Annotated in this window: 20 protein-coding genes; 13 read left to right on the top strand and 7 right to left on the bottom strand. The window is 72.9% G+C overall.

All coding sequences use genetic code 11. The features are described 5' to 3' along the window. The first annotated feature begins 142 nt into the window (after positions 1-142). Genes fdxA through ACIG87_RS04230 form a run of 7 tightly spaced genes read left to right on the top strand, consistent with a single transcriptional unit; the run spans position 143 to position 5,677 of the window. On the top strand, positions 143-454 hold the full coding sequence (gene fdxA / locus ACIG87_RS04200; protein WP_396848020.1) for a ferredoxin: 312 nt from the start codon (positions 143-145) through the stop codon (positions 452-454). Then, positions 454-1,434, top strand: a complete 981-nt coding sequence (locus ACIG87_RS04205; RefSeq protein WP_396848021.1) for an NAD(P)/FAD-dependent oxidoreductase — start codon at positions 454-456, stop codon at positions 1,432-1,434. Before fdxA ends, ACIG87_RS04205 begins: the two co-directional genes overlap by 1 nt. After that, positions 1,431-2,363 carry a fumarylacetoacetate hydrolase family protein gene (locus ACIG87_RS04210; protein WP_396848023.1) on the top strand — a complete coding sequence of 311 codons (933 nt, stop codon included), beginning with the start codon at positions 1,431-1,433 and terminating at the stop codon, positions 2,361-2,363. The genes ACIG87_RS04205 and ACIG87_RS04210 overlap by 4 nt, the downstream gene beginning before the upstream one ends. Beyond that, a complete protein-coding gene (locus tag ACIG87_RS04215) occupies positions 2,360-3,529 on the top strand; it encodes a hypothetical protein (RefSeq protein ID WP_396848025.1) in 1,170 nt (389 codons plus the stop codon). Before ACIG87_RS04210 ends, ACIG87_RS04215 begins: the two co-directional genes overlap by 4 nt. A gap of 7 nt (positions 3,530-3,536) precedes the next feature. Then, positions 3,537-4,337, top strand: a complete 801-nt coding sequence (locus ACIG87_RS04220) for an HpcH/HpaI aldolase/citrate lyase family protein (RefSeq protein WP_396848027.1) — start codon at positions 3,537-3,539, stop codon at positions 4,335-4,337. A 25-nt stretch (positions 4,338-4,362) separates the two neighbouring features. After that, positions 4,363-4,737 carry an AraC family ligand binding domain-containing protein gene (locus ACIG87_RS04225; RefSeq protein WP_396848029.1) on the top strand — a complete coding sequence of 125 codons (375 nt, stop codon included), beginning with the start codon at positions 4,363-4,365 and terminating at the stop codon, positions 4,735-4,737. A gap of 7 nt (positions 4,738-4,744) precedes the next feature. After that, positions 4,745-5,677: a ribokinase gene (locus tag ACIG87_RS04230; protein ID WP_396848030.1), complete on the top strand. Its 933-nt coding sequence runs from the start codon at positions 4,745-4,747 to the stop codon at positions 5,675-5,677. 269 nt (positions 5,678-5,946) lie between these two features. Here the strand turns inward: ACIG87_RS04230 and ACIG87_RS04235 are convergent, their stop codons facing one another. Then, positions 5,947-7,056: an acetamidase/formamidase family protein gene (locus tag ACIG87_RS04235; RefSeq protein WP_396848031.1), complete on the bottom strand. Its 1,110-nt coding sequence runs from the start codon at positions 7,054-7,056 to the stop codon at positions 5,947-5,949. A gap of 310 nt (positions 7,057-7,366) precedes the next feature. On the opposite strand from ACIG87_RS04235, the gene ACIG87_RS04240 reads away from it, so the two are divergent. Genes ACIG87_RS04240 through ACIG87_RS04255 form a run of 4 tightly spaced genes read left to right on the top strand, consistent with a single transcriptional unit; the run spans position 7,367 to position 10,509 of the window. Next, positions 7,367-8,746: an SRPBCC family protein gene (locus tag ACIG87_RS04240; protein WP_396848033.1), complete on the top strand. Its 1,380-nt coding sequence runs from the start codon at positions 7,367-7,369 to the stop codon at positions 8,744-8,746. 44 nt (positions 8,747-8,790) lie between these two features. Further along, positions 8,791-9,279, top strand: a complete 489-nt coding sequence (locus ACIG87_RS04245; RefSeq protein WP_396848035.1) for an aromatic-ring-hydroxylating dioxygenase subunit beta — start codon at positions 8,791-8,793, stop codon at positions 9,277-9,279. A gap of 10 nt (positions 9,280-9,289) precedes the next feature. Beyond that, complete coding sequence (locus tag ACIG87_RS04250; protein WP_396848036.1) at positions 9,290-9,619, top strand: Dabb family protein; 330 nt, start codon at positions 9,290-9,292, stop codon at positions 9,617-9,619. Continuing rightward, a complete protein-coding gene (locus ACIG87_RS04255; protein WP_396848038.1) occupies positions 9,616-10,509 on the top strand; it encodes a VOC family protein in 894 nt (297 codons plus the stop codon). Before ACIG87_RS04250 ends, ACIG87_RS04255 begins: the two co-directional genes overlap by 4 nt. Positions 10,510-10,585: 76 nt before the next feature. Here the strand turns inward: ACIG87_RS04255 and ACIG87_RS04260 are convergent, their stop codons facing one another. After that, positions 10,586-11,365: a helix-turn-helix domain-containing protein gene (locus ACIG87_RS04260; protein WP_396848040.1), complete on the bottom strand. Its 780-nt coding sequence runs from the start codon at positions 11,363-11,365 to the stop codon at positions 10,586-10,588. A gap of 341 nt (positions 11,366-11,706) precedes the next feature. On the opposite strand from ACIG87_RS04260, the gene ACIG87_RS04265 reads away from it, so the two are divergent. Both ACIG87_RS04265 and ACIG87_RS04270 read left to right on the top strand, forming a co-directional pair. Further along, positions 11,707-12,522 (top strand): alpha/beta fold hydrolase, encoded by an 816-nt coding sequence (locus tag ACIG87_RS04265; protein ID WP_396848042.1) that lies wholly within the window; start codon positions 11,707-11,709, stop codon positions 12,520-12,522. A gap of 135 nt (positions 12,523-12,657) precedes the next feature. Beyond that, a complete protein-coding gene (locus ACIG87_RS04270; protein ID WP_396848044.1) occupies positions 12,658-13,329 on the top strand; it encodes a DUF6891 domain-containing protein in 672 nt (223 codons plus the stop codon). A gap of 37 nt (positions 13,330-13,366) precedes the next feature. Here the strand turns inward: ACIG87_RS04270 and ACIG87_RS04275 are convergent, their stop codons facing one another. The 5 genes from ACIG87_RS04275 to ACIG87_RS04295 form a co-directional block, all read right to left on the bottom strand. Then, complete coding sequence (locus ACIG87_RS04275) at positions 13,367-13,669, bottom strand: SRPBCC domain-containing protein (RefSeq protein ID WP_396848046.1); 303 nt, start codon at positions 13,667-13,669, stop codon at positions 13,367-13,369. Then, positions 13,666-14,013: an ArsR/SmtB family transcription factor gene (locus ACIG87_RS04280; protein WP_396848048.1), complete on the bottom strand. Its 348-nt coding sequence runs from the start codon at positions 14,011-14,013 to the stop codon at positions 13,666-13,668. The genes ACIG87_RS04275 and ACIG87_RS04280 overlap by 4 nt, the downstream gene beginning before the upstream one ends. Before the next feature lie 99 nt (positions 14,014-14,112). After that, a complete protein-coding gene (locus ACIG87_RS04285) occupies positions 14,113-15,063 on the bottom strand; it encodes a hypothetical protein (RefSeq protein ID WP_396848050.1) in 951 nt (316 codons plus the stop codon). Continuing rightward, a complete protein-coding gene (locus ACIG87_RS04290) occupies positions 15,060-16,316 on the bottom strand; it encodes a WxL protein peptidoglycan domain-containing protein (RefSeq protein ID WP_396848051.1) in 1,257 nt (418 codons plus the stop codon). The genes ACIG87_RS04285 and ACIG87_RS04290 overlap by 4 nt, the downstream gene beginning before the upstream one ends. Positions 16,317-16,384: 68 nt before the next feature. Then, positions 16,385-17,884 carry an HtaA domain-containing protein gene (locus ACIG87_RS04295; RefSeq protein WP_396848053.1) on the bottom strand — a complete coding sequence of 500 codons (1,500 nt, stop codon included), beginning with the start codon at positions 17,882-17,884 and terminating at the stop codon, positions 16,385-16,387. Positions 17,885-17,966 lie beyond the last annotated feature (82 nt).

Here is a 17,966-nt window from a genome sequence, read left to right on the forward strand (position 1 = left end):
CTCTAGCGTGGCCTGACATCAACGACATCGCCCCGCATCCGGCGACGTCGCGGAACGGCCCCCTGCGCCGCATCGGCAACGCCCGGCAGAGAGCACCGCGTCGCACCGGATACGGCTGGCCGACCAGACCGCAGGAGGACCGATGACCTACGTGGTCACCGACGAATGTGTGGACGTACAGGATCGGTCCTGCGTCGAGGAATGCCCGGTGGACTGCATCTACGAGGGCGACCGGATGATGTACATCAACCCCGACGAGTGCGTCGACTGCGGGCGCTGCGAACCGGTCTGCCCGGTCACCTCGATCTTCCACCTGGACGACCTGCCGGCGGACCGGGCCCGGTTCGGGCCGATCAACGCCGAGTTCTTCACCGAGATCGGCACCCCGGGCGGCGCCCGCAAGATCGGCCGGGTCGGCCACGACCACCCGGCCGTCGTGGAAAGCGCCACCTGATGGCCGAGCGGCACGAGGTCGACCTCGCGATCATCGGCGCCGGCCCGGCCGGCCTGTACGCCACCTACTACGCCGGTTTCCGGGGGATGAGCGTGGCGGTGATCGACTCGCTGCCCGAACCCGGCGGGCAGATCGCCGCCCTCTACCCGGAGAAGGCCATCTACGACATCGCCGGCCTGCCCGCCGTCCGGGGCCAGGAACTCGTCGACGCCCTGCTCACCCAGGCCGCCACCGCCAAGCCGACGTTCCTGCTCGGGGAGAGCGCCGTCGAGCTGACCTGTGCCGAGGACCACGTGCTGATCGGCACCGACGCCGGCACCCAGGTCCGGGCGGCGGCGGTGTTGCTGACCGCCGGCATCGGCACCTTCACCCCCCGCGAACTACCGGTCGGCAACGATCATCTCGGCCGTGGCCTGCGCTACTTCGTACCCCGGCTGGAGGAGCTGGCCGGGCAGGAGGTCGTCGTGGTCGGCGGCGGCGACTCCGCCGTCGACTGGGCGCTGGCGCTGGAGCCGTACGCCCGCAGCGTCACCCTGGTGCACCGCCGGCCGCAGTTCCGCGCCCACGAACGCAGCGTCACCCAGTTGCACGACTCGACCGTGCGGGTGCTCACCCCGTACGAGGTCTGCGGGATCGACGGCGAGCAGACGGTCAGCGCGGTGCAGATCGCCGAGGTGCGCGGCGACGGCCGCGAGACGCTGCCCGCCCAGGCGGTGGTGGCCGCGCTCGGCTTCATCGCCGACCTCAGCGCGATGGAACGGTGGGGGCTGGAGATGCGCCGCCGCTACGTCGCCGTGGACCGGTCGATGCGTACCAACCTGCCCCGGGTCTTCGCCGCCGGCGACATCACCGACTACGACGGCAAGGTGCGGTTGATCTCGGTCGGCTTCGGTGAGGCCGCCGCCGCCGTCAACAACCTGGCGCCGCTGGTCAACCCGGCGCTCGGCACCGTTCCCGGGCACTCCTCGGACGCGGCATGACCACCCCGACGCCCACCGACGCGCACCTGGTCGCCACCCGGTACGGGCTGGGCCGGGTCACCGGCGACGACGTCGAACTGCTCGACCTGCCGTACCCGGACGTGGCGACCCTGCTGCGCGCCGGCCTGGGGTTCGCCCCGGCCCGCGAGGCCCGGGTCCGTCGTCGGCTGCCGCTGGCGACGCTCGTCGGCGACCTGCGCCCGCCGTTGGCCGGCACCCGCGCGGTGTGGGGGGTGGGGCTGAACTACCACTGCAAGGCCCGCAATACCGGGCGGGCGCTGCCCAGCCAACCGGTGCTCTACCTCAAGTCGCCCAGCGCCGGCTCCGGCCCGGGGGACACCGTGCCGCTGCCCGACGCGGTCAGCCAGCCCGACTACGAGGGCGAGGTCGCCCTGGTCGTCGGCGCGCGGATGCACCACACGCCGGCCGAGCGGGTCTGGGCGCACCTCGCCGCCGTCTCGGCGGCCAACGACCTGACCGCCCGCGACGTGATGACCGCCTCGGGCAACCCCACGCTGGCCAAGAGCTTCCCCGGCTTCGGTGCCCTGGGCGCCTCCGTGCTCGGCCTGGGCGCGGTCGCCGACCGCGACGCCATCGGGGTACGGACCACCGTCAACGGCGAGCTGCGCCAGCAGGCCAGCACCGCCGAGCTGATCTTCCCGGTGCCCGACCTGCTCGCCTGGATCTCCCGGTACGTGGTGTTGGAGCCCGGCGACGTGGTGCTCACCGGCACCCCGACCGGCACCGGCCAGGACCGGGGCTGCTTCCTGCGCCCCGGCGACCTGGTGGAGGTCACCGTCGCCGGGGTGCTGCCCCTGCGTACCCGGTTCCGTGCCGAGAGCCCGGACCACCCCGCGCCGACCGCCGTCAGCGCGACCGCCGTCAGCGCGTCGACCAACTCGCTTCGCACAGAGAGCCCGATGTCATGAGTGAGAATTCCGACCGATACGACCTGGTGCTGGCCGGAGGCCAGGTGTTCGACGGCGAGACCGGCGGCAGTCGGATCGCCGACGTCGCGGTGACCGGCGACCGGGTGGCCCGGATCGCGCCCGGACTCGCCGCCGACGCCGCGCAGGTGGTCGACTGCTCCGGCCGGTACGTGCTGCCCGGTCTGGTCGAGGCGCACACCCACATCTTCGCCGAGGTCTCCAAGGTCGGCGCCCCGCCGGACGAGGCGCACCTGCACCGGGGCGTCGTCGCGGCCTGCGACGCCGGCACGGTCGGCGCGTCCACCTTCGCCGCGTTCGAGCGGTACGTCGCCGAGCCGGCCCGGATGCGGCTGGTGAACTTCCTCAACGTCTCGGTCCTCGGCCTGATCGACTTCCGGTTCGGTGAACTGATGAACCCGGGCACGCTGGTCCCCGAGGACGCCCTGGCGGTGGCCGAGGCGAACCCGCACCGGGTGCGCGGCTTCAAGATCCGGCTCTCCGAGGACGTCGTCGGGCTGGAGTGGCGTCCGCTGCTCAAGCGGTCCCTGGCGCTCGCCGCCGAGGCCGGCCTGCCGCTGATGATCCACATCGGGGAGACCCCGGAGCCGCTGCCGGTGATCCTGCCCCTGCTGCGCCCCGGCGACATCGTGGCGCACTGTTACACCGGCAAGCCGTACGGCATCCTCAACGACGGCACGGTGCTGCCCGAGGTGCGCGCCGCCCGGGAGCGCGGGGTGCTGTTCGAGTCCGCCCACGGCAAGAGCAACCTCAGCTTCGCCGTCGCCCGGCCGGCGATCGCGCAGGGCTTCCTGCCCGACGTGGTCACCTCCGACACCAGCGCCCGCAACTGGCGTGGCCCGGTCTTCGACCTGGTCACCAGCATGGCCAAGCTGCGCGCGATGGGGATGACCCTGGAGCAGCTCGTGCCCCGGGTGACGTCCGCGCCGGCCCGGCTGCTCGGCCTGGACGCCGAGGGCTACGGCACCCTGGTCGAGGGCGGCCCGGCCCACGTGACCGTGCTGGCCGACGCCGAGGAGGCCGTGCTGCCCGACGCCGCCGGCAACCAGGTCACCGCGCCTCGACTGGATCCGAGCCTGGTGCTGCTCGCCGGCGAGCAGGTGCCGACCGTGCCGTGGCGCGGGCTCCCCGCAGCCGCCGGGGCGTGAACCGCTGATGTCCGCCGCCGATCCGCCGCCGCCCACCGGCGTGCACCTGGCCCGCGACCGACTGCGGGCAGCGCTGCGCGCCGGCGGGCAGCTCGTCGGCACCTTCGTCAAGCTGCCCGGCGTCGACGTGATCGCCCTGGCCGCCCAGGCCGGCCTCGACTTCGTCGTGATCGACCTGGAACACTCCGGCCTGGACGAGCGCACCGCGGCCGACCAGCTCCGGCTCGCCGCACTGTCCGGCCTGCCGGCGCTGGTCCGGGTGCCGGCCGTGGACCCCGGCCAGGTCAACCGGCTGCTGGAGGCGGGGGCCGTCGGGGTGCAGCTGTCCACCGTACGCTGCCGGGCCGACGTCGAGGCGCTGCGCGCGGCCAGCCGGTACGCCCCGCACGGGCGGCGCAGCATCAGCCTGGCCCACCCGTCGGCCGGGTACGGCGTCGACGGTCTCGACCGGTACCTGGCGGCGGAGGCCGCCCACCCGCCCGTACTGGTCGCCCAGATCGAGACGGCGACCACCGACGACCCGCTGCCCGACCTGCTGGCCGGGGTGGACGTCGGCTTCGTCGGCACCACCGACCTGGCGGTCAGCCTGGGTCTGTCGCGCACCGACGATCCGGGGCCGCTGCTGCGGCGTACCGGTGACATCGCCGACGCGGCCCGCGCGACCGGGACCGACCTCGGCGGCTGGGTGCCCGAGCGCTCCGCCGAGGCGCTGGGCCGCTGCGGCCTGACCGACGCCCGTTACCTCGTCGTCGGCTCGGACCTGCACCTGCTCGGCACCGGCCTGCGCCGCCTCGCCGGACCCGTCTGACCTGCCTGAGAAGGGAAGCGTTCACATGCTCAACCCGCAGCTCTACCACACCCCGGTGAACTGGGACGACATCCCGGCCACCGAGGTACGCCCCGGGGTACGCCGCAAGGTGTACGCCACCGACGAGGTCATGTTCGCCTGGCACGAACTCAGCGTCGGGATGGACCTCAACCCGCACCACCACGACGACTTCGACCAGTTGGTGCTGATCCTCGGCGGCCGGTGCAACTACTACGTCGACGGCGTGCCGCACCCGCTGGGACCGGGTTCGCTGCTGCTGGTGCCGCGCGGCGCGGAGCACTACATCGAACCGACCGAGGGCCCGTGCATCAACGTGGACGTCTTCGCCCCGCCCCGGGCGGACTTCCTGCCGCACGCCTGGCTTCCCGGTAAGGACTGATCCCACGATGACCGACATCGTCGTGGTGGGCAGCCTCAACGTGGACGTGGTGGTGCCGCTGCACGAGCTGCCCGCCCCCGGCCAGACCGTGCTCGGTGCCGCCGACCACCGGCGGGCCGGCGGCGGCAAGGGCGCCAACCAGGCGGTCGCCGCCGCCCGGCTGGGTCGCCGGGTGGCGATGGTCGGCGCGGTCGGCGCCGACGCCGACGGCGACTGGCTGCTCGGGCTGCTCGCCGCCGAGGGGGTGGCCACCGACGCGGTGCTCCGCGCCCCCCGGCCGACCGGGCAGGCGATCGTGCTGGTCACGGCCGACGGCGACAGCACCATCGCGGTGAGTTCGGGGGCCAACATGTGGCTCGCGCCCGCGCATCTCGCACCGCTGCGTGACCTGCTCGGGTCGGCGCGGGCGGTGCTTCTCCAACAGGAGGTCGACGCCGCGGTGGTGGCCGAGGCGGTACGGGTGGCGGCGGGCCTGGTGGTGCTCAATCCGGCCCCCGCCCGCCCGGTCGACCCGGCGACCCTGGCCCGGGTGGACGTGCTGGTGCCGAACCGGGGTGAGCTGGCCGCCCTGGCCGGCGGCCCGGTTCCGGACGGGTCGGCGGCGACCGAGGGGTCGGCCGGGACCTCCGGGATCGACGGGTTGGCCGCGATGGCGCGCTCGCTCGGTACCCGGGGACCGGTGGTGGTCACCCTCGGTGGCGACGGCGCGCTGGTGGTGACCACCGACCGGCAATGGCTGGTGCCGGCGGAGCGGGTCGACGCGGTGGACGCCACCGGCGCCGGGGACACCTTCTGCGCAGCCCTGGCCGACGCGTTGCTCGACGGCGCGGCGATCGACGAGGCCGCCCGCTGGGCGAGCCGGGCGGCGGCGGTGACGGTCACCCGACCGGGGGCGATGGCCGCCGCGCCGCGTCGTGCCGAGGTGGCCGCCGCCGCCTGACGACCTCCCCACCTGTCCGAGGGCCCCGGCCCGTCGGGCTGGCCTCCCGCCGTGGTCCCGGCCGCGTCGGCAGGCCGCCATCCTGCCGCCCGTCGTGCTCTCCGGTGGCGACGGAGCGGCCCGGCTTCGGCCGGCTGCGCACGCTGCCCCCGGCCCGTCCCGGTCGGGGGCAGCGGCGTGGCGGCGGGTGGGGCGACCTTCCTCAGGTGCGGCCCTCAGGTGCGGCCCGAGCCCCGGCGAGCAGTGGGCCGGGGAGCGCAGCCGGCCGCTCAGAAGTGGGCCGGGAAGTCGGCCTTGCGGATCAGGCAGTGGATGCCCTTCACCCCGTCGACGACCTGGCTGACCTCGAAGTCGGCGGCGGCGCTCAGGTAGGCCAGGGCGGTCTGCGGTGGCATGCCCTGGGTGTGGACGAGGAAGTCGACGGCGGCGCGGACGGCCCGGCGCATCGCCTCGTCGAGGTCGCCGTGCAGGCCGACCGGCAGCCAGTGGGTGTCGGTCTCGCCGAACGGCCCGTCGATGGCGCCGAGCAGGAGGCCCGCCTGCGACCGGGGGATCACCGACAGCCGCAGGGTGGCCCGCAGGGGCGCCTCCAGGGCGGTCAGCGCCACCTCGCCGTCGCCCTGCGCGTAGTGCGGGTCGCCGGTGTAGAAGCCCGCCCCGGGCAGCTGCACCGGCAGGTGGAGGGCCGAGCCGATCTGCAGCTCGTTGATGTCGAGGTTGCCGCCGAAGGGGCCGGGTGGCACCGAGTGGACCGGCTCGTCGGTGTCCACGGCGACGCCCATCAGGCCGAGGAAGGGGGCGAGGGGGAAGCGGGCCGCCCGACCGTCGCCGTACGGCAGCGTCCCGAGGAGCCGGCCGCCGCTGCTGACCACCTCGGTGAAGTGGCAGACGTTGCCGTACTCCCGGGGGCCGTCGCCGTCCGGGCCGGTGTCGGCCGGGGTGAGCGGGTACTCGCCGGGCAGCGCGCCGTAACCGTGCCGGCTGCTGATGAAGCCGTACGGGGCGCGGATGAGCAGTTCGACGACCTCGACCCGGAGCACGTCGCCGGGCTCGGCCCCGGCGACGGCGATCGGCCCGGTGACCACGTGCGGGCCGTCGGCGTCGTAGTCGTGGATGACGTCCGAGGCGGCCAGGTCACGGGCGTCGGTGAGCACCTGGTCGGTGGGGACGTCGAACTGCTTGAGGTAGCCCACGGGGTCGCGGCCCTGGTCCTCCAGGATGCCCTCGTGACTGAGGGTGTCGATGGTCACGGTCTCACCGGAGCCGATCCGCAGCACGGGTTCGTGTCGCCGGTTCGGCAGCCGGCCCCACAGGCAGGTGTCCGGGGTGCTCGGCAGGTAGTGGGTTCCACCGATCGGGCCATGGTGCGGCTGGAGCATGACATCCTCCGGGAGGGGTGACACCGGCTGGCGGTGCGACGGGTCGGCGCGGCCCGGTGCGGGTGGCCGGCGGCCGGCGACGGGGTGCGCGGGCCGCGTCCGAGGGCCGGTGATCGCGGTCAGGCGGATCGGCCGAGCCGAGTCGGATGTGGGGCATCGTGGCCGGTGAATCGGCCGGCGCGTGTTGCGTCCGTATTAACAGCGAGTAACTCGGTGCCGGAGTCTGCCCTGCTCTTGACAGGTACCCTGGCCGGATAGCAGCATCGTGTAGCGAGATGCTGTCTCGCATGACGTAGAAGGCGGTGAGGTGATGGCGCAGCAGACGCCGGTACGTCCGCTCGGTGCAACCGGTGACGGCGCGATGATCGACGAGGACTGGGAGGCGCTGCGTTTCCGCGTGCACCGCTCGGCGTACCGCGATCCGGAGGTCTTCTCCAGCGAGATCGCCCGGATCTGGAATCACACCTGGCTCTATCTCGGTCACGAGACCGAGATCCCGAAGGCGGGCGACTTCAAGACCCGGACCCTCGGCGGGCGACCGCTGATCTTCTGCCGGGACGCCGACGGCCAGGTGCGGGTCTTCTTCAACGCCTGCACCCACCGGGGCACCGTGCTGTGCCGGCACAGCGAGGGCAACACCAAGTTCTTCCAGTGCTTCTATCACGCCTGGGCGTTCAGCAACGCCGGTGACCTGGCGGCGCTGCCCGGTGACGACGCCTACCCCGACGACCCGGGCTTCCGGGCCTCGATGGCGTTGCGGCAGGTGCCCCGGCTCCAGATCCACGAGGGCTTCGTCTTCATCGCCTTCGACCCGGACGTGCCCGACCTGCTGACCCACCTCGGGCCGGCGGCGCACTACATGTCGCTGACCGCGAAGATCGGCGAGCACGGCATGACCACCCTGCCGGGCGTGCAGCTCTACAGCGTCAAGGGCAACTGGAAACTGGCCGTCGAGAACGCCATGGACGGCTACCACTTCGCCCCCACCCACAACACGTTCGTCGGGTACCTGCGCGAGACCGGCTTCGCCGTCACCGACGACGACCAGTACGCCTACGACCTCGGCGGCGGCCACGGGCTGCTCGTCCTCACCGGGCACAACGGCCGGATCGGGATGGTCTGGGAACCCCGTTTCGGCGACGAGGAGAAGGAGCGCACCGTCACCAAGCGCCGCGAGTTGGAGGCCCGCCTCGGCCCCGACCTCGCCGCCGAGGTGGCCGACGCCAGCCGCATCCTCTTCGTCTTCCCCAACCTGCTGCTGTTCGACCTGGAGGCGCTGACCATCCGGCAGCTCGAACCGGTCGCCGCCGACCGCACCGACGTGCGGGCCTGGCAGTTCGTCGAGGTCGGTGAGCCGGAGTCGGTCCGCGCGCTGCGGATCAAGACGATGGTCAGCTTCGTCGGACCGGGCGGCCTGGCCACCCCCGACGACATCGAGGCGTACGAGGCGGTGCAGCGCGGCATCGTGGCGACCGCCGACGCGGCCGACCCCGCGCACGACTGGAGCGACATGTCCCGGGGGATGGCCAACGAGAAGCAGGGCAACCAGGGCCGCTCGATCGACGAGGGCGCGATGCGCAGCTTCTGGCGACGCTGGGCCGAGGTGGTGGGGGCGACCACCAGCGTGGCCGGCGACCCACCGGCCGGCACGCCGGCCGCCGGACCCGCCTCGGGCGGTGCGGGGAAGTGAGCGCGATGTCATCGACGATCGGTAGTCGCAGGGGAGTGGTCAGTGTGGGATCGCGCGAGGTGACCCGGGCCGAGGTGGAGGACTTCCTCTACCGGGAGGCCCAACTGCTCGACGAGTGGCGGCTCGACGAGTGGCTCACCCTCATCGAGCCGGGCGGCCGGCTGGAGGTGCCGACCACCGACTGGGCCGGCTGGGACGCCACCACCGCCGGGTACTTCGTCGCCGACGACTACGAGCTGATCCAGGCCCGGGTCAAGCGGCTCAAGAGCCGTAAGGCGCACGCGGAGAACCCGCACTCGCGTACCCACCGGATGATCTCCAACGTGCTGCTGCTGGAGGCCGGCGCGGAGACCGTCTGGATCAGCGCCAACTTCCTCATCCACCGCTACCGCGACGGCGGCGCCTACACCTACGTCGGCCGGTACGAGCACGTGCTCAAGGTCGACCCGGACGGGCTGCGGTTCCGGCTGCGGCGGGCCGTCCCGGTGATGGAGTCGATGGACCCCGGCGCCCGACTCAGCTTCATCCTGTGAGCCGGCTGCCATGATCACCCACATCCTGGTCTTCCGGTTCCGCGACGATCTGCCGCCCGGCGCGGCCGAGTCGGTCCTGGCCGAGCTGGAGACCTTCCCGAGCCGGTACCCCGCGATGCGCAACTGGCGCAGCGGGGTCAACGTCAGCACCCGGGACACCAGCATGACCCACGGCTTCGTCGTGGAGTTCCCCACCGAGCAGGACCTGCTCGACTACCTGCACAGCGACTCGCACGAGCGGTTCGTCCGGGAGCGCTGGCGTCCGGTCGTCGAGCGTCAGGCCATCGTCAGTCTCCCCACCGCCGGGGACGCCCAGCCCATCGAGAGGGGTCACAGATGACCACCGAGGCCACCGCCCGCCGTCGTGGGCCGTACGGCATGGAGTACGCCCGGATCGAGGTGCCCGACCTGGCCGCCTCCATCGAGTTCCTCCAGTACCACGTCGGGCTGCAACTGGAACAGCACGACGACGAGTACGCCTTCCTGCGCGCCGACCTCGAGCACCACAGCATCGAACTGATCGCCGCACCGCACCGGACCGAGTCCTGGACCACCGCGGTCGGGTTCAGTGTCGAGAACGACGCCGTCCTCGACGACCTCCGCGAGCGGGTGACCGCCGCCGGGCACGAGGTGCTCGAGCTGGCCGACCGGGTCAAGGGCCTGGTCCAGCGGGGCTTCGCCGTCCGCGACCCCAACGGTCTGATCGTCGAGCTGTTCACCGAGTTCCAGGAGTACGCCGAGCCGCCGCTGATCGAGCTGCGCCCGCTGGACCTGGTGCACCCCTTCCTGGCCACCGACAAGTACGACGAGACCCTGGACTTCTACACGAAGGTGCTCGGCTTCCTGCCGTCGGACCACGTCGGCGACGTCACGGTCTTCCTGCGCAGCGAGGACCGTTACCACCACAGCCTGGCGATCCAGCGCAACAACGAGTTCTACGTCGCGCACCTGTGCTTCATGATGAAGAGCTTCGACCACGTGATGCGCGGCCGGGCGCGGGCCCAGTACAAGCAGGTGCCGATCGCCTCCGACCTGGTCAACCACTCGGCGTCGACGTCGATCGCCTTCTACATGCACGACACCCGCCACGGGCCGCGCTACGAGCTGTGCGACCGGCACCGGGTGTTCACCCCCGAGGAACACGAGACCCACCGGGCCCGCCGGATGGCGGTGGACCCCCGCAACATCGACGTGTGGCGTCCAGCCGCGGACGACTGGGCGCGCTTCTGACCCGTCCGACCGTGGGCCGGTGGGTGCTGTCGTACGCACCGAGCCGGTAGGGCGTGCTGAAGGCGGGGCGGCCCGGTCAGGGGGCCACCCCGCCTTCGGCGGCGTCGCCACCCGGCTCCGCTCGGGTGGGCTGCGCCGGGGTCGTTCCGGGGCCGCCGCGGAGGGCTTCGCGGGCCTGTTCGGCGGCACGGGTGATGCTCTCGCTGATGAAGCCGAGGAACCGGGCGACGTTCTCCAGGCGGTCGGCGGCGGGGGTGTGCGGGCCGAGGAGGGTGACGCCCTGGCGGGCGACGTCGACGAGTTGGTCGTTGGCGCGGGCGCTGGCGATCGTCGCCTGGTAGAAGAGGTCGTCGTCGACGAGGTAGCGCTCGCGGCGGCCTTCGTCGCGTTCGCGGCGGACGAGGCTCTGGCTCTCCAGGAAGCTGATCGCCTTGGAGATGGACGCCGGGCTGACCTGGAGGCGCTGGGCGAGCTGGGCCGCGGTGAGGCTGCCCGCGTCGGTGACGAACAGGCAGGTCAGCACCCGGGCCGCCATCGTTGCCAGGCCCGATTTCATGAGCACGGTGGTGAGTGTCTCCTCGTACTCGGCCATGGCCTCGGCGTCGCGCCCGTGCGGCTGGGGGGCCCGCTCGACGGCTCGGGCGGAGGTGGCCCCGCGTCGGCGGGCGCGGTGTTCGGCGGCGCGGTGGGCCAGGTCGGCGCGGTAGGCGGTGGGGCCGCCGTTGCGCATCACCTCGCGGGTGACTGTCGAGGTCGGACGGCCGAGGCGGCGGGCGATCGCGGCGTAGGGCTGGCTGTCGGCCAGGCCCAGCGAGATCTGTTGGCGCTCCTGTTGGTTGAGTCTGCCTCCCGGCACAGCGATCTCCTCGTGTTCCTCCGCGGGGCCACTGACCTCCCCAGCGTAGCGATGACGTGGTCTTCATTTCAATGATCATGCCGATGTGTTGCTTTACTCTCTACCTTGATGCAATGAACTATGTCATCTGAGCTGGGAACTCCCTTCTTTCATGCAACGTCATGGTTGCCGGTTGATGGAAAGCAACGTAGCGTTTCGGGTGTCGAGAAATAGAGCGGGCGGCAGTGGGCGGCCCGTCCCGCCGCGATCGGCCGGCCGATCGGTCGGCGGCGGTGTCGTCGTGCCCGGCGGCACCGGGGGCCGGGCGACGTGCCACGAGACACCCGATCAGGAGGAAGCACATGACCAGGAACAGCGTGCACTCGCCCGGTTCGACGTGGACCGGCATGGTGCCGGTCGACGACGCGGCCCTGGCCGTCACCGACACCGGAGGCCCCGGTGTTCCGGTGGTCTACCTCAACGGCCAGTTCGCCACCCAGGGGTACTGGCGGCGGGTCGTCGCCGAGTTGGGGACGGGGTGGCGGCACCTCACCTACGACGAGCGGGCGCGCGGCAGGTCGACACGTTCGGCGGACTACTCCTTCGAGGCGGCCGTCCGGGACGTCGACGCCGTCCTCGCGGCCCGGGAGGTCGACCGGGCGGTCGTGGTGGGCTGGTCCTACGGTGCGGTCGTCGCGGCGCACTGGGCCAACCGGAACCCGGGCCGTACCGTGGGCGCGGTCCTGGTCGACGGCGCGTTCCCCCACGACTGGCTCGACGACGCCATGGAGCAACGGATCCGGAAGCTGTTCAAGCGGCTCGGCTGGTTCACGCCGTTGCTGCGTCCGACCGGCCTGACCCCGCGAATGACCGCCGCCCAGCAGGCGGAGAGCAACATCGAGCTCGGCAGGCTCTCCCGCGAGCGTGCGCTGGGTCCGGTGCTGGACGCCATCACCGTCCCGGTGCGGTATGTGGTCGCCTCGGGCACGTCCTTCGGCAGTCGCAGCGACGAGCAGGAACGCATCCGCGCCGGCCTCGGTGCGGTGACGTCCCGCAATCCGCACATCCGGCTCGGCGCGAAGGTCGACAGCAACCACGGCGCGATCCTCAAGAAGGACTTCCGGGCGGTGGCCACGGCCGTGCGTGAGGTCGCCGCCCTCGACCGTCCGAAGGGGTGAGGCCAGGAGCACCGGCGGTGATGACCACCGTCATCACCGGCTGGCTCGACGGCGGCCGGGGCGCGCGGGGACCATCGCCCCCGTGGCTCGGCCGGCGCGCTCGGATTGTCACAGGCTCGTGTGAGGATCGTCGCCGTGACCGGATGGATCTACAACGAGCGCCCCGAGGGCGTCACATTCCTGACCGAGCGGGTCGTGGCGTCGGGCCGTGACGAGATCGAGAGCGAGATCTGGGACTGGGTCGTGCGCGGCGAGACCGACGCCGACGATTTCCTGGACTACCTCGACGGCGAGGAGTGCCACGGTGCCACCGAGGACGACCTCCGGGCAGCGTACGAGAGGGCGTTGGCCGCCCGGCGGGAGCAGCAGCGCGGGTGGGGCGAGGTGCGGAGCAATCTCAGCCGCGCCTTCGACGAGCTGACCGAGCTTGGCGTCCTGGCCAGGGCGAACTTCACCTGCTGCGGCACGTGCGCGGCTGCGGAGATCGACGACGAGCGGGATGACTCCCGACACTGGCACGGCTACCTCTGGTACCACCAGCAGGACACCGAGTCGCTGCTGACGAGCGAGGACGGCGAGGTCTACCTCGGCTACGGCGTCTATCCCTCGCCGGAGTTCGACGAGGTCGCCTACGCCGCGCTCTCGGAGGCCGAACGGCAGGCCCGTTACCAGGCCGACCTGGAACTGCTGATGGACGAGGTCGCCTTCCCGGTGCTCCGCCGGCACGGCATGCGGGTGGAGTGGAACCGCGACCAGGCCCTGCGGGTTCGGGTGACCGGGGCCCAGTGGTACGCGCCGCTGACCTAGGCCCCGCTGGGTCGGGTGGGTCATGGCCTTCTCCGTTTCAGGCGGGCTGGCGCAGGCCGGTGACGGGTTCGTCGAAGACGAGTTCGTGCGGTGCGGTGACGCGCACGTAGACGAACCGGAGTCGGCGGGTCCGGCCGTCCGGCGCGCGGGTGTCGAGCGTGAACTCTCCACCGGGGCGTAGGTCGATGGCGACGGATCCGGCCGGCACGGTGGCGTGCGAGCCGCCCCAGAAGGCAGCGATGCTCGCCGGTGAGGTGAAGGCGGCCCAGACCCGTTCGGGTGACGCGGCGAGGTGCCGCTCGGCGATCAGTTCGTCGCCGTGCAGCTCCGTGCCGGTCACTGCGCCGCTCCGTCGCCGGTGAGGTGCTGTTCGAGGGCGTCGAGCCGGTCGTTCCAGGTGCGACGCTGCTCGTCGATCCAGGTGCCGAGCAGCGCGAGCTGGTCGACCCTGAGCCGGCAGGGCCGTCTGGTGCCCTCGCGTCGCTGCTCGACCAGGCCGCACCGCCGCAGCACCCCGACGTGGTGCGAGATCGCCTGCGGGGTCAGGTCGAATGGTTCGGCGAGCTGCCCCACCGTGGCGTCACTCCGGGCGAGCCGGGTCACCAGGGCGCGACGGACGGGGTCACCGAGAGCGGCGAAGGCCGAGTCGAGGTCCGGGCCGGGGGAGGCGGGTGAGGACGGCATGGCTCCACCGTAATGCAAATGATGCTTTGCGCAAGCGATGTTTTGCATGCGTGTAGACGTACCGGCCCGCCGGGTGGCATGTCCGCGTCGGTGCCGGCGTCACGATTCCGGTGACCGCTGTTCGCCGTGCCGCGCCGGGTGGGACCGTTGCCCGGTCCCGGTTGCGGATCGACGACCGGCCGACCGCCGCGCCGGCCGGCCGAGCAGCAGCAGCGCCGTGAGGATGGCCGCTGCCACCGGCAGTCCCCAGGGCCGCCGGGCGGCCTGCACGGTGAACGCGAGCGGACGGCCGGGCACCGCTATCCGACCCTCCACCTCGTACCGGCCGAACGGGGCCGCGCCGGTCGACACCCGGACCTGGTAGTCCCGGGTCTGTCCGGCGGGGATGGTGCCCAGCGTCGGGGCGGCGACGATGGTCCGCGCCTGTCCGGGAGGTCCGACGGTCAGCTGGAACGGTGGGTCGGTCACCTCCTCGGAGCCGGGATTGTGCAGGGTGATCCGTACCGTGAGTTCGCCAGGGAGGCCGAACCACCCGCGCGGCCCGGACCGGTCGTCGGCGACCAACGCCACCAGGGTCAGCTCGGCCGGGACGTCCGGCGCGACGGTCGGCGCGGTCACCCCGGCCAGCGTCAGGTCGGCGGCGGCGGCGACCGTGCCGGTCGGCGTCCGGACCCGCAGCACACAGGGACAGGCCACCGGCGGTGCGGCCAACCGCACCGGCAGGGTGGCCCGCCCGGACGGCGGCACCTGGCCGTGGGTGGCGGCACCGGCCGCGCAGTCGAGCGCGCCGCGTCGGGCGGCGTTGCCACACACCTCGGCCTGCACGGTGCCGGCCGGCCAACCGTCGAGGCCGACCAGCACCCGTTGCCCGACCCGCAGCGCCCCGACGGGCAGGGTGACACCGGGCCCGTCGGCCGGGGAGGTGAGCCCGGGTCCGTCGTCCGGGGCGGCGCTGGCGGGTCCGCCACCCGGGGCCGGGGCCGCCTCGGGGGCCGGCAGCAGGATGACGGCCAGGGCCAGCAGGGCGACGGCACGGACCTGCCCGGTCATGAGGCGTCCGTGGGTCCGGCGCCGGGGCGGGGGTGGGCGTGAGGGGCCGATCCGGCGGCTTCGCCGGAGGGCGCAGTGCTCCCGGGCGCGGTGGTCCCGGGCTCGGCGGTGGAGGGCTCGGTGGTGGAGGGCTCGGCGGTCGGGGGTGCGGTGGTGGAGCCGTCGATCCGGATCCGATCGGCCGGCCGACCACCGGCGAGGGTGCCGCCGGGTGCCGGCGCGGTGGGCGGGCCTGCGGCGGTGGGCCGGCGACGCCACCACCGTAGCCCGGCCCAGCCGGCCGCGACGGCGAGCAGCGCCAGCAACAGCCAGGGTGGGGCCCACACCCCGGCGGTGCGGACCACCGGCGGCAGCGCGGTGTCCGTGGTGGTCGCCGCGATGTCCACCTCGGCGGTCAGCCGCAACAGCGGGGGTACGCCGGTGATCCGCTCGGTGACGGTGAAGGTGGCCCCGGGGAGCAGTTCGGGCAGGTCGGTGGGGGAGGTGCGGGCCTGTTCCCCGCCGAAGGGGCCCTCGACGGTCACCGTGCCGCTGCCGCCGACCCGGACGTTGCCGTCGTTGCGCAGTCGGTAGCGGACCACCAGGTCGCCACCGCCGAACGGGTTGACCGGGTTGTCGTACGAGACGTCGACCGACTCGACGGTGACGGCGGGCCGGACCGGGCCGGTGACCCGCAGGTAGACCCGGGCGGCCAGCCGCTGGTCGACCAGGACCCGCTGCCCATCGGCGGTGGTCCGAACCCGGGCGATGGCGCCGATCACCCCGCCGGTGTGATCGCCCGGGGTGGCGTTGGCCGGCACGGCGAGGCGGAACGGGATGTCGACCCGTTTGCCCGGCGGCACCGTCCACGCCCGTCGGTCGACGCTGATCCAGGAGCCCACGTCGGTGGCCCGCTGGTCCGCCGGCAGCAGGGCGAACGCGCCGTCGGTGGAGGTGTACGCGTCGGTGCCGTACACGTCGAAGGTGAGCGGGCGGTCGCCGAGGTTGGTGATGCCGACGTGGTCGGTCATGGTGCTGCCCGGGGCCAGGTCGTAGATGAAGTAGTTGCGTCCGGTCGGCCCCTTGGCGCTGGACGGCTGGACGGCCCAGCGCGCCGCGCCGGTCTCCCCGGCGTTTCCGCCGCTCTGCCCGGAACTGCCGGCCCCGGGCGGCGGGGTGGGCGCGGCGTGGACCGGCACGGGCGGGAGCGTCACCGCGAGCAGCGCGGTGGCGAGGGCGACGCTGGTCCGGGACAGGGCGGTACGCAGGGACATGCCGGGCTCCGGGGTGGTCGGGCCGGTGGGACGGGCGGTCAGGCCCGTCCCACCGGTGTGGTGCCGAATCAGGAGAGGGTGAGCGTCAGGATCGCGGTGTAGTCGCCCGCCAGGGCGGACGCCGGAACCCCGAGGTTGAGCTGGGCACCGCAGGTGAAGGTGCCGTTGCTCGCGCCGGTGGCCGAGGTGCACAGCGCACGCGCCGTGCCCAGGCCGGCCCCGGGCGCGGCGGTCGCGCCCGGGGTGACCACGCCGGGGGTGCCGGCGAGGCCGTCGGTGCCGACGGCGGCGTTCGGCACCCAGCCGAGGTTGTCCGCGGCGATGGTGCCGCCACCGGCCGAGGCGAAGTCGGAGACCTGCCCGACCAGGCTCCAGCCGGCGTTGGTGCCGCGCAGGTCGGCCACCGTGGCGGTGTTCAGCGCCCCGGTGGTGACCTGCCCGTTGCTGACCGCCGGCAGGGCGACCGTGGCACCGGCCACACCGAGGGTCAGCGCGCCACCGGTGACGGTGGCGGTGATCTGCTGGTCGGTGTCGCCGCCGCCGGCCGGAGCGCGGGTGAACGTCACCGGGGTGAAGGTGTCCTGGCTGCGGTCGGCCGCGCCGCGAGCGGCGAAGGTGATCACATAGCACTGGACCTTCGTGCAGTCGACCTGCGCGCCGTTGCGGTCGGTGTAGACCGCGCTGATCGGCAGGGTGGTGCGGAACGTGCCGTCGGCGTGGAGCCGGTCGCGGGCCTCCGTCGGCTCGTTGGTCTTGCTCACCCACTTGGTGACCTGGAGGACACCGGAGTTCGTCCAGTGCTCGTCGACCTTCGGGCCGAAGGAGACGTAGATCCCCGCCGCCGAGTTGGCCTCCGGGTCGAAGCCGCTGCCCTCGACCGTGATGGTCGCCCCGGCCGGGTCCACCCCGGTGGACGGGGTGACGCCGACCGCCGGGCCGGCCGGCTCGCCGCCACCGGTGGAGAAGGTGAACGACAGCGGGTCGAGCGCGGTGCCGGCGGCGTAGAAGCCGTTGAACGCCGAGGCGCCCTCGGCGGTCATCGTCGCCGCCAGGTTGGTCGCGGTCACCGTGCCGCCGTTGCCACCGGGGTTGCCGTCGGTGACGGCGATGGTGGCGATGGTGGCCTGCCGGACCGAGACCGGGTCGGTCGCCGTCGTGACGAGGTCGACGTCCGCCTTCAGGGCGGCGGTGTCGCCGGTCACGACGACCGTCGGGTTGGCCAGCGAGATGGTGAAGAAGTGCGCCGGGTACGAGAAGACGACCTTCCCGCCGTACTCGGCGTCGATGGCGCCTGTGGTGGCGTCGTACGTGCCGCCCTTCACGGGGAAGGTGAAGGTGCCGTCGCTGTTGATGCTGGCACCGTTGCTTGCCGCGATCGGTGGGCTGCCGTTACCGGAGTTCATGTAGGCGCGGAATGACGCCTTGAAACCCCAGGTCAGGCTGCCGGTGCTGAGGTCTGCCCCGGCGGCCTGGGCGGGGCCGGCACCGATGAGTGCGGCCGACGCGCCGAGCAGCGCGACCGCCGCCCATCGCAACGACCGCCACCGACCGGTTCTGGATCTGACCATGCTGTTCCCTTCTCACGCCCAATACGGACAGTGGTTGAGGTTAGGCAAACCTAACTAGCGCGGCACAGTGGGCGGCGGGTCG

The sequence above is a fragment of the Micromonospora sp. NPDC051925 genome (genome assembly GCF_044548625.1).
Classification (GTDB): Bacteria; Actinomycetota; Actinomycetes; order Mycobacteriales; family Micromonosporaceae; genus Micromonospora.

Coding starts and splice junctions, on each gene's coding strand:
- ACIG87_RS04205 (WP_396848021.1), top strand. CDS start 454: ATGGCCGAGCGGCACGAGGTCGACCTCGCGATCATCGGCGCCGGCCCG.
- ACIG87_RS04290 (WP_396848051.1), bottom strand. CDS start 16,316: ATGTCCCTGCGTACCGCCCTGTCCCGGACCAGCGTCGCCCTCGCCACC.
- fdxA (WP_396848020.1), top strand. CDS start 143: ATGACCTACGTGGTCACCGACGAATGTGTGGACGTACAGGATCGGTCC.
- ACIG87_RS04235 (WP_396848031.1), bottom strand. CDS start 7,056: ATGCTCCAGCCGCACCATGGCCCGATCGGTGGAACCCACTACCTGCCG.
- ACIG87_RS04240 (WP_396848033.1), top strand. CDS start 7,367: ATGGCGCAGCAGACGCCGGTACGTCCGCTCGGTGCAACCGGTGACGGC.
- ACIG87_RS04225 (WP_396848029.1), top strand. CDS start 4,363: ATGCTCAACCCGCAGCTCTACCACACCCCGGTGAACTGGGACGACATC.
- ACIG87_RS04215 (WP_396848025.1), top strand. CDS start 2,360: ATGAGTGAGAATTCCGACCGATACGACCTGGTGCTGGCCGGAGGCCAG.
- ACIG87_RS04295 (WP_396848053.1), bottom strand. CDS start 17,884: ATGGTCAGATCCAGAACCGGTCGGTGGCGGTCGTTGCGATGGGCGGCG.
- ACIG87_RS04230 (WP_396848030.1), top strand. CDS start 4,745: ATGACCGACATCGTCGTGGTGGGCAGCCTCAACGTGGACGTGGTGGTG.
- ACIG87_RS04255 (WP_396848038.1), top strand. CDS start 9,616: ATGACCACCGAGGCCACCGCCCGCCGTCGTGGGCCGTACGGCATGGAG.
- ACIG87_RS04210 (WP_396848023.1), top strand. CDS start 1,431: ATGACCACCCCGACGCCCACCGACGCGCACCTGGTCGCCACCCGGTAC.
- ACIG87_RS04265 (WP_396848042.1), top strand. CDS start 11,707: ATGACCAGGAACAGCGTGCACTCGCCCGGTTCGACGTGGACCGGCATG.
- ACIG87_RS04250 (WP_396848036.1), top strand. CDS start 9,290: ATGATCACCCACATCCTGGTCTTCCGGTTCCGCGACGATCTGCCGCCC.
- ACIG87_RS04285 (WP_396848050.1), bottom strand. CDS start 15,063: ATGACCGGGCAGGTCCGTGCCGTCGCCCTGCTGGCCCTGGCCGTCATC.
- ACIG87_RS04280 (WP_396848048.1), bottom strand. CDS start 14,013: ATGCCGTCCTCACCCGCCTCCCCCGGCCCGGACCTCGACTCGGCCTTC.
- ACIG87_RS04220 (WP_396848027.1), top strand. CDS start 3,537: ATGTCCGCCGCCGATCCGCCGCCGCCCACCGGCGTGCACCTGGCCCGC.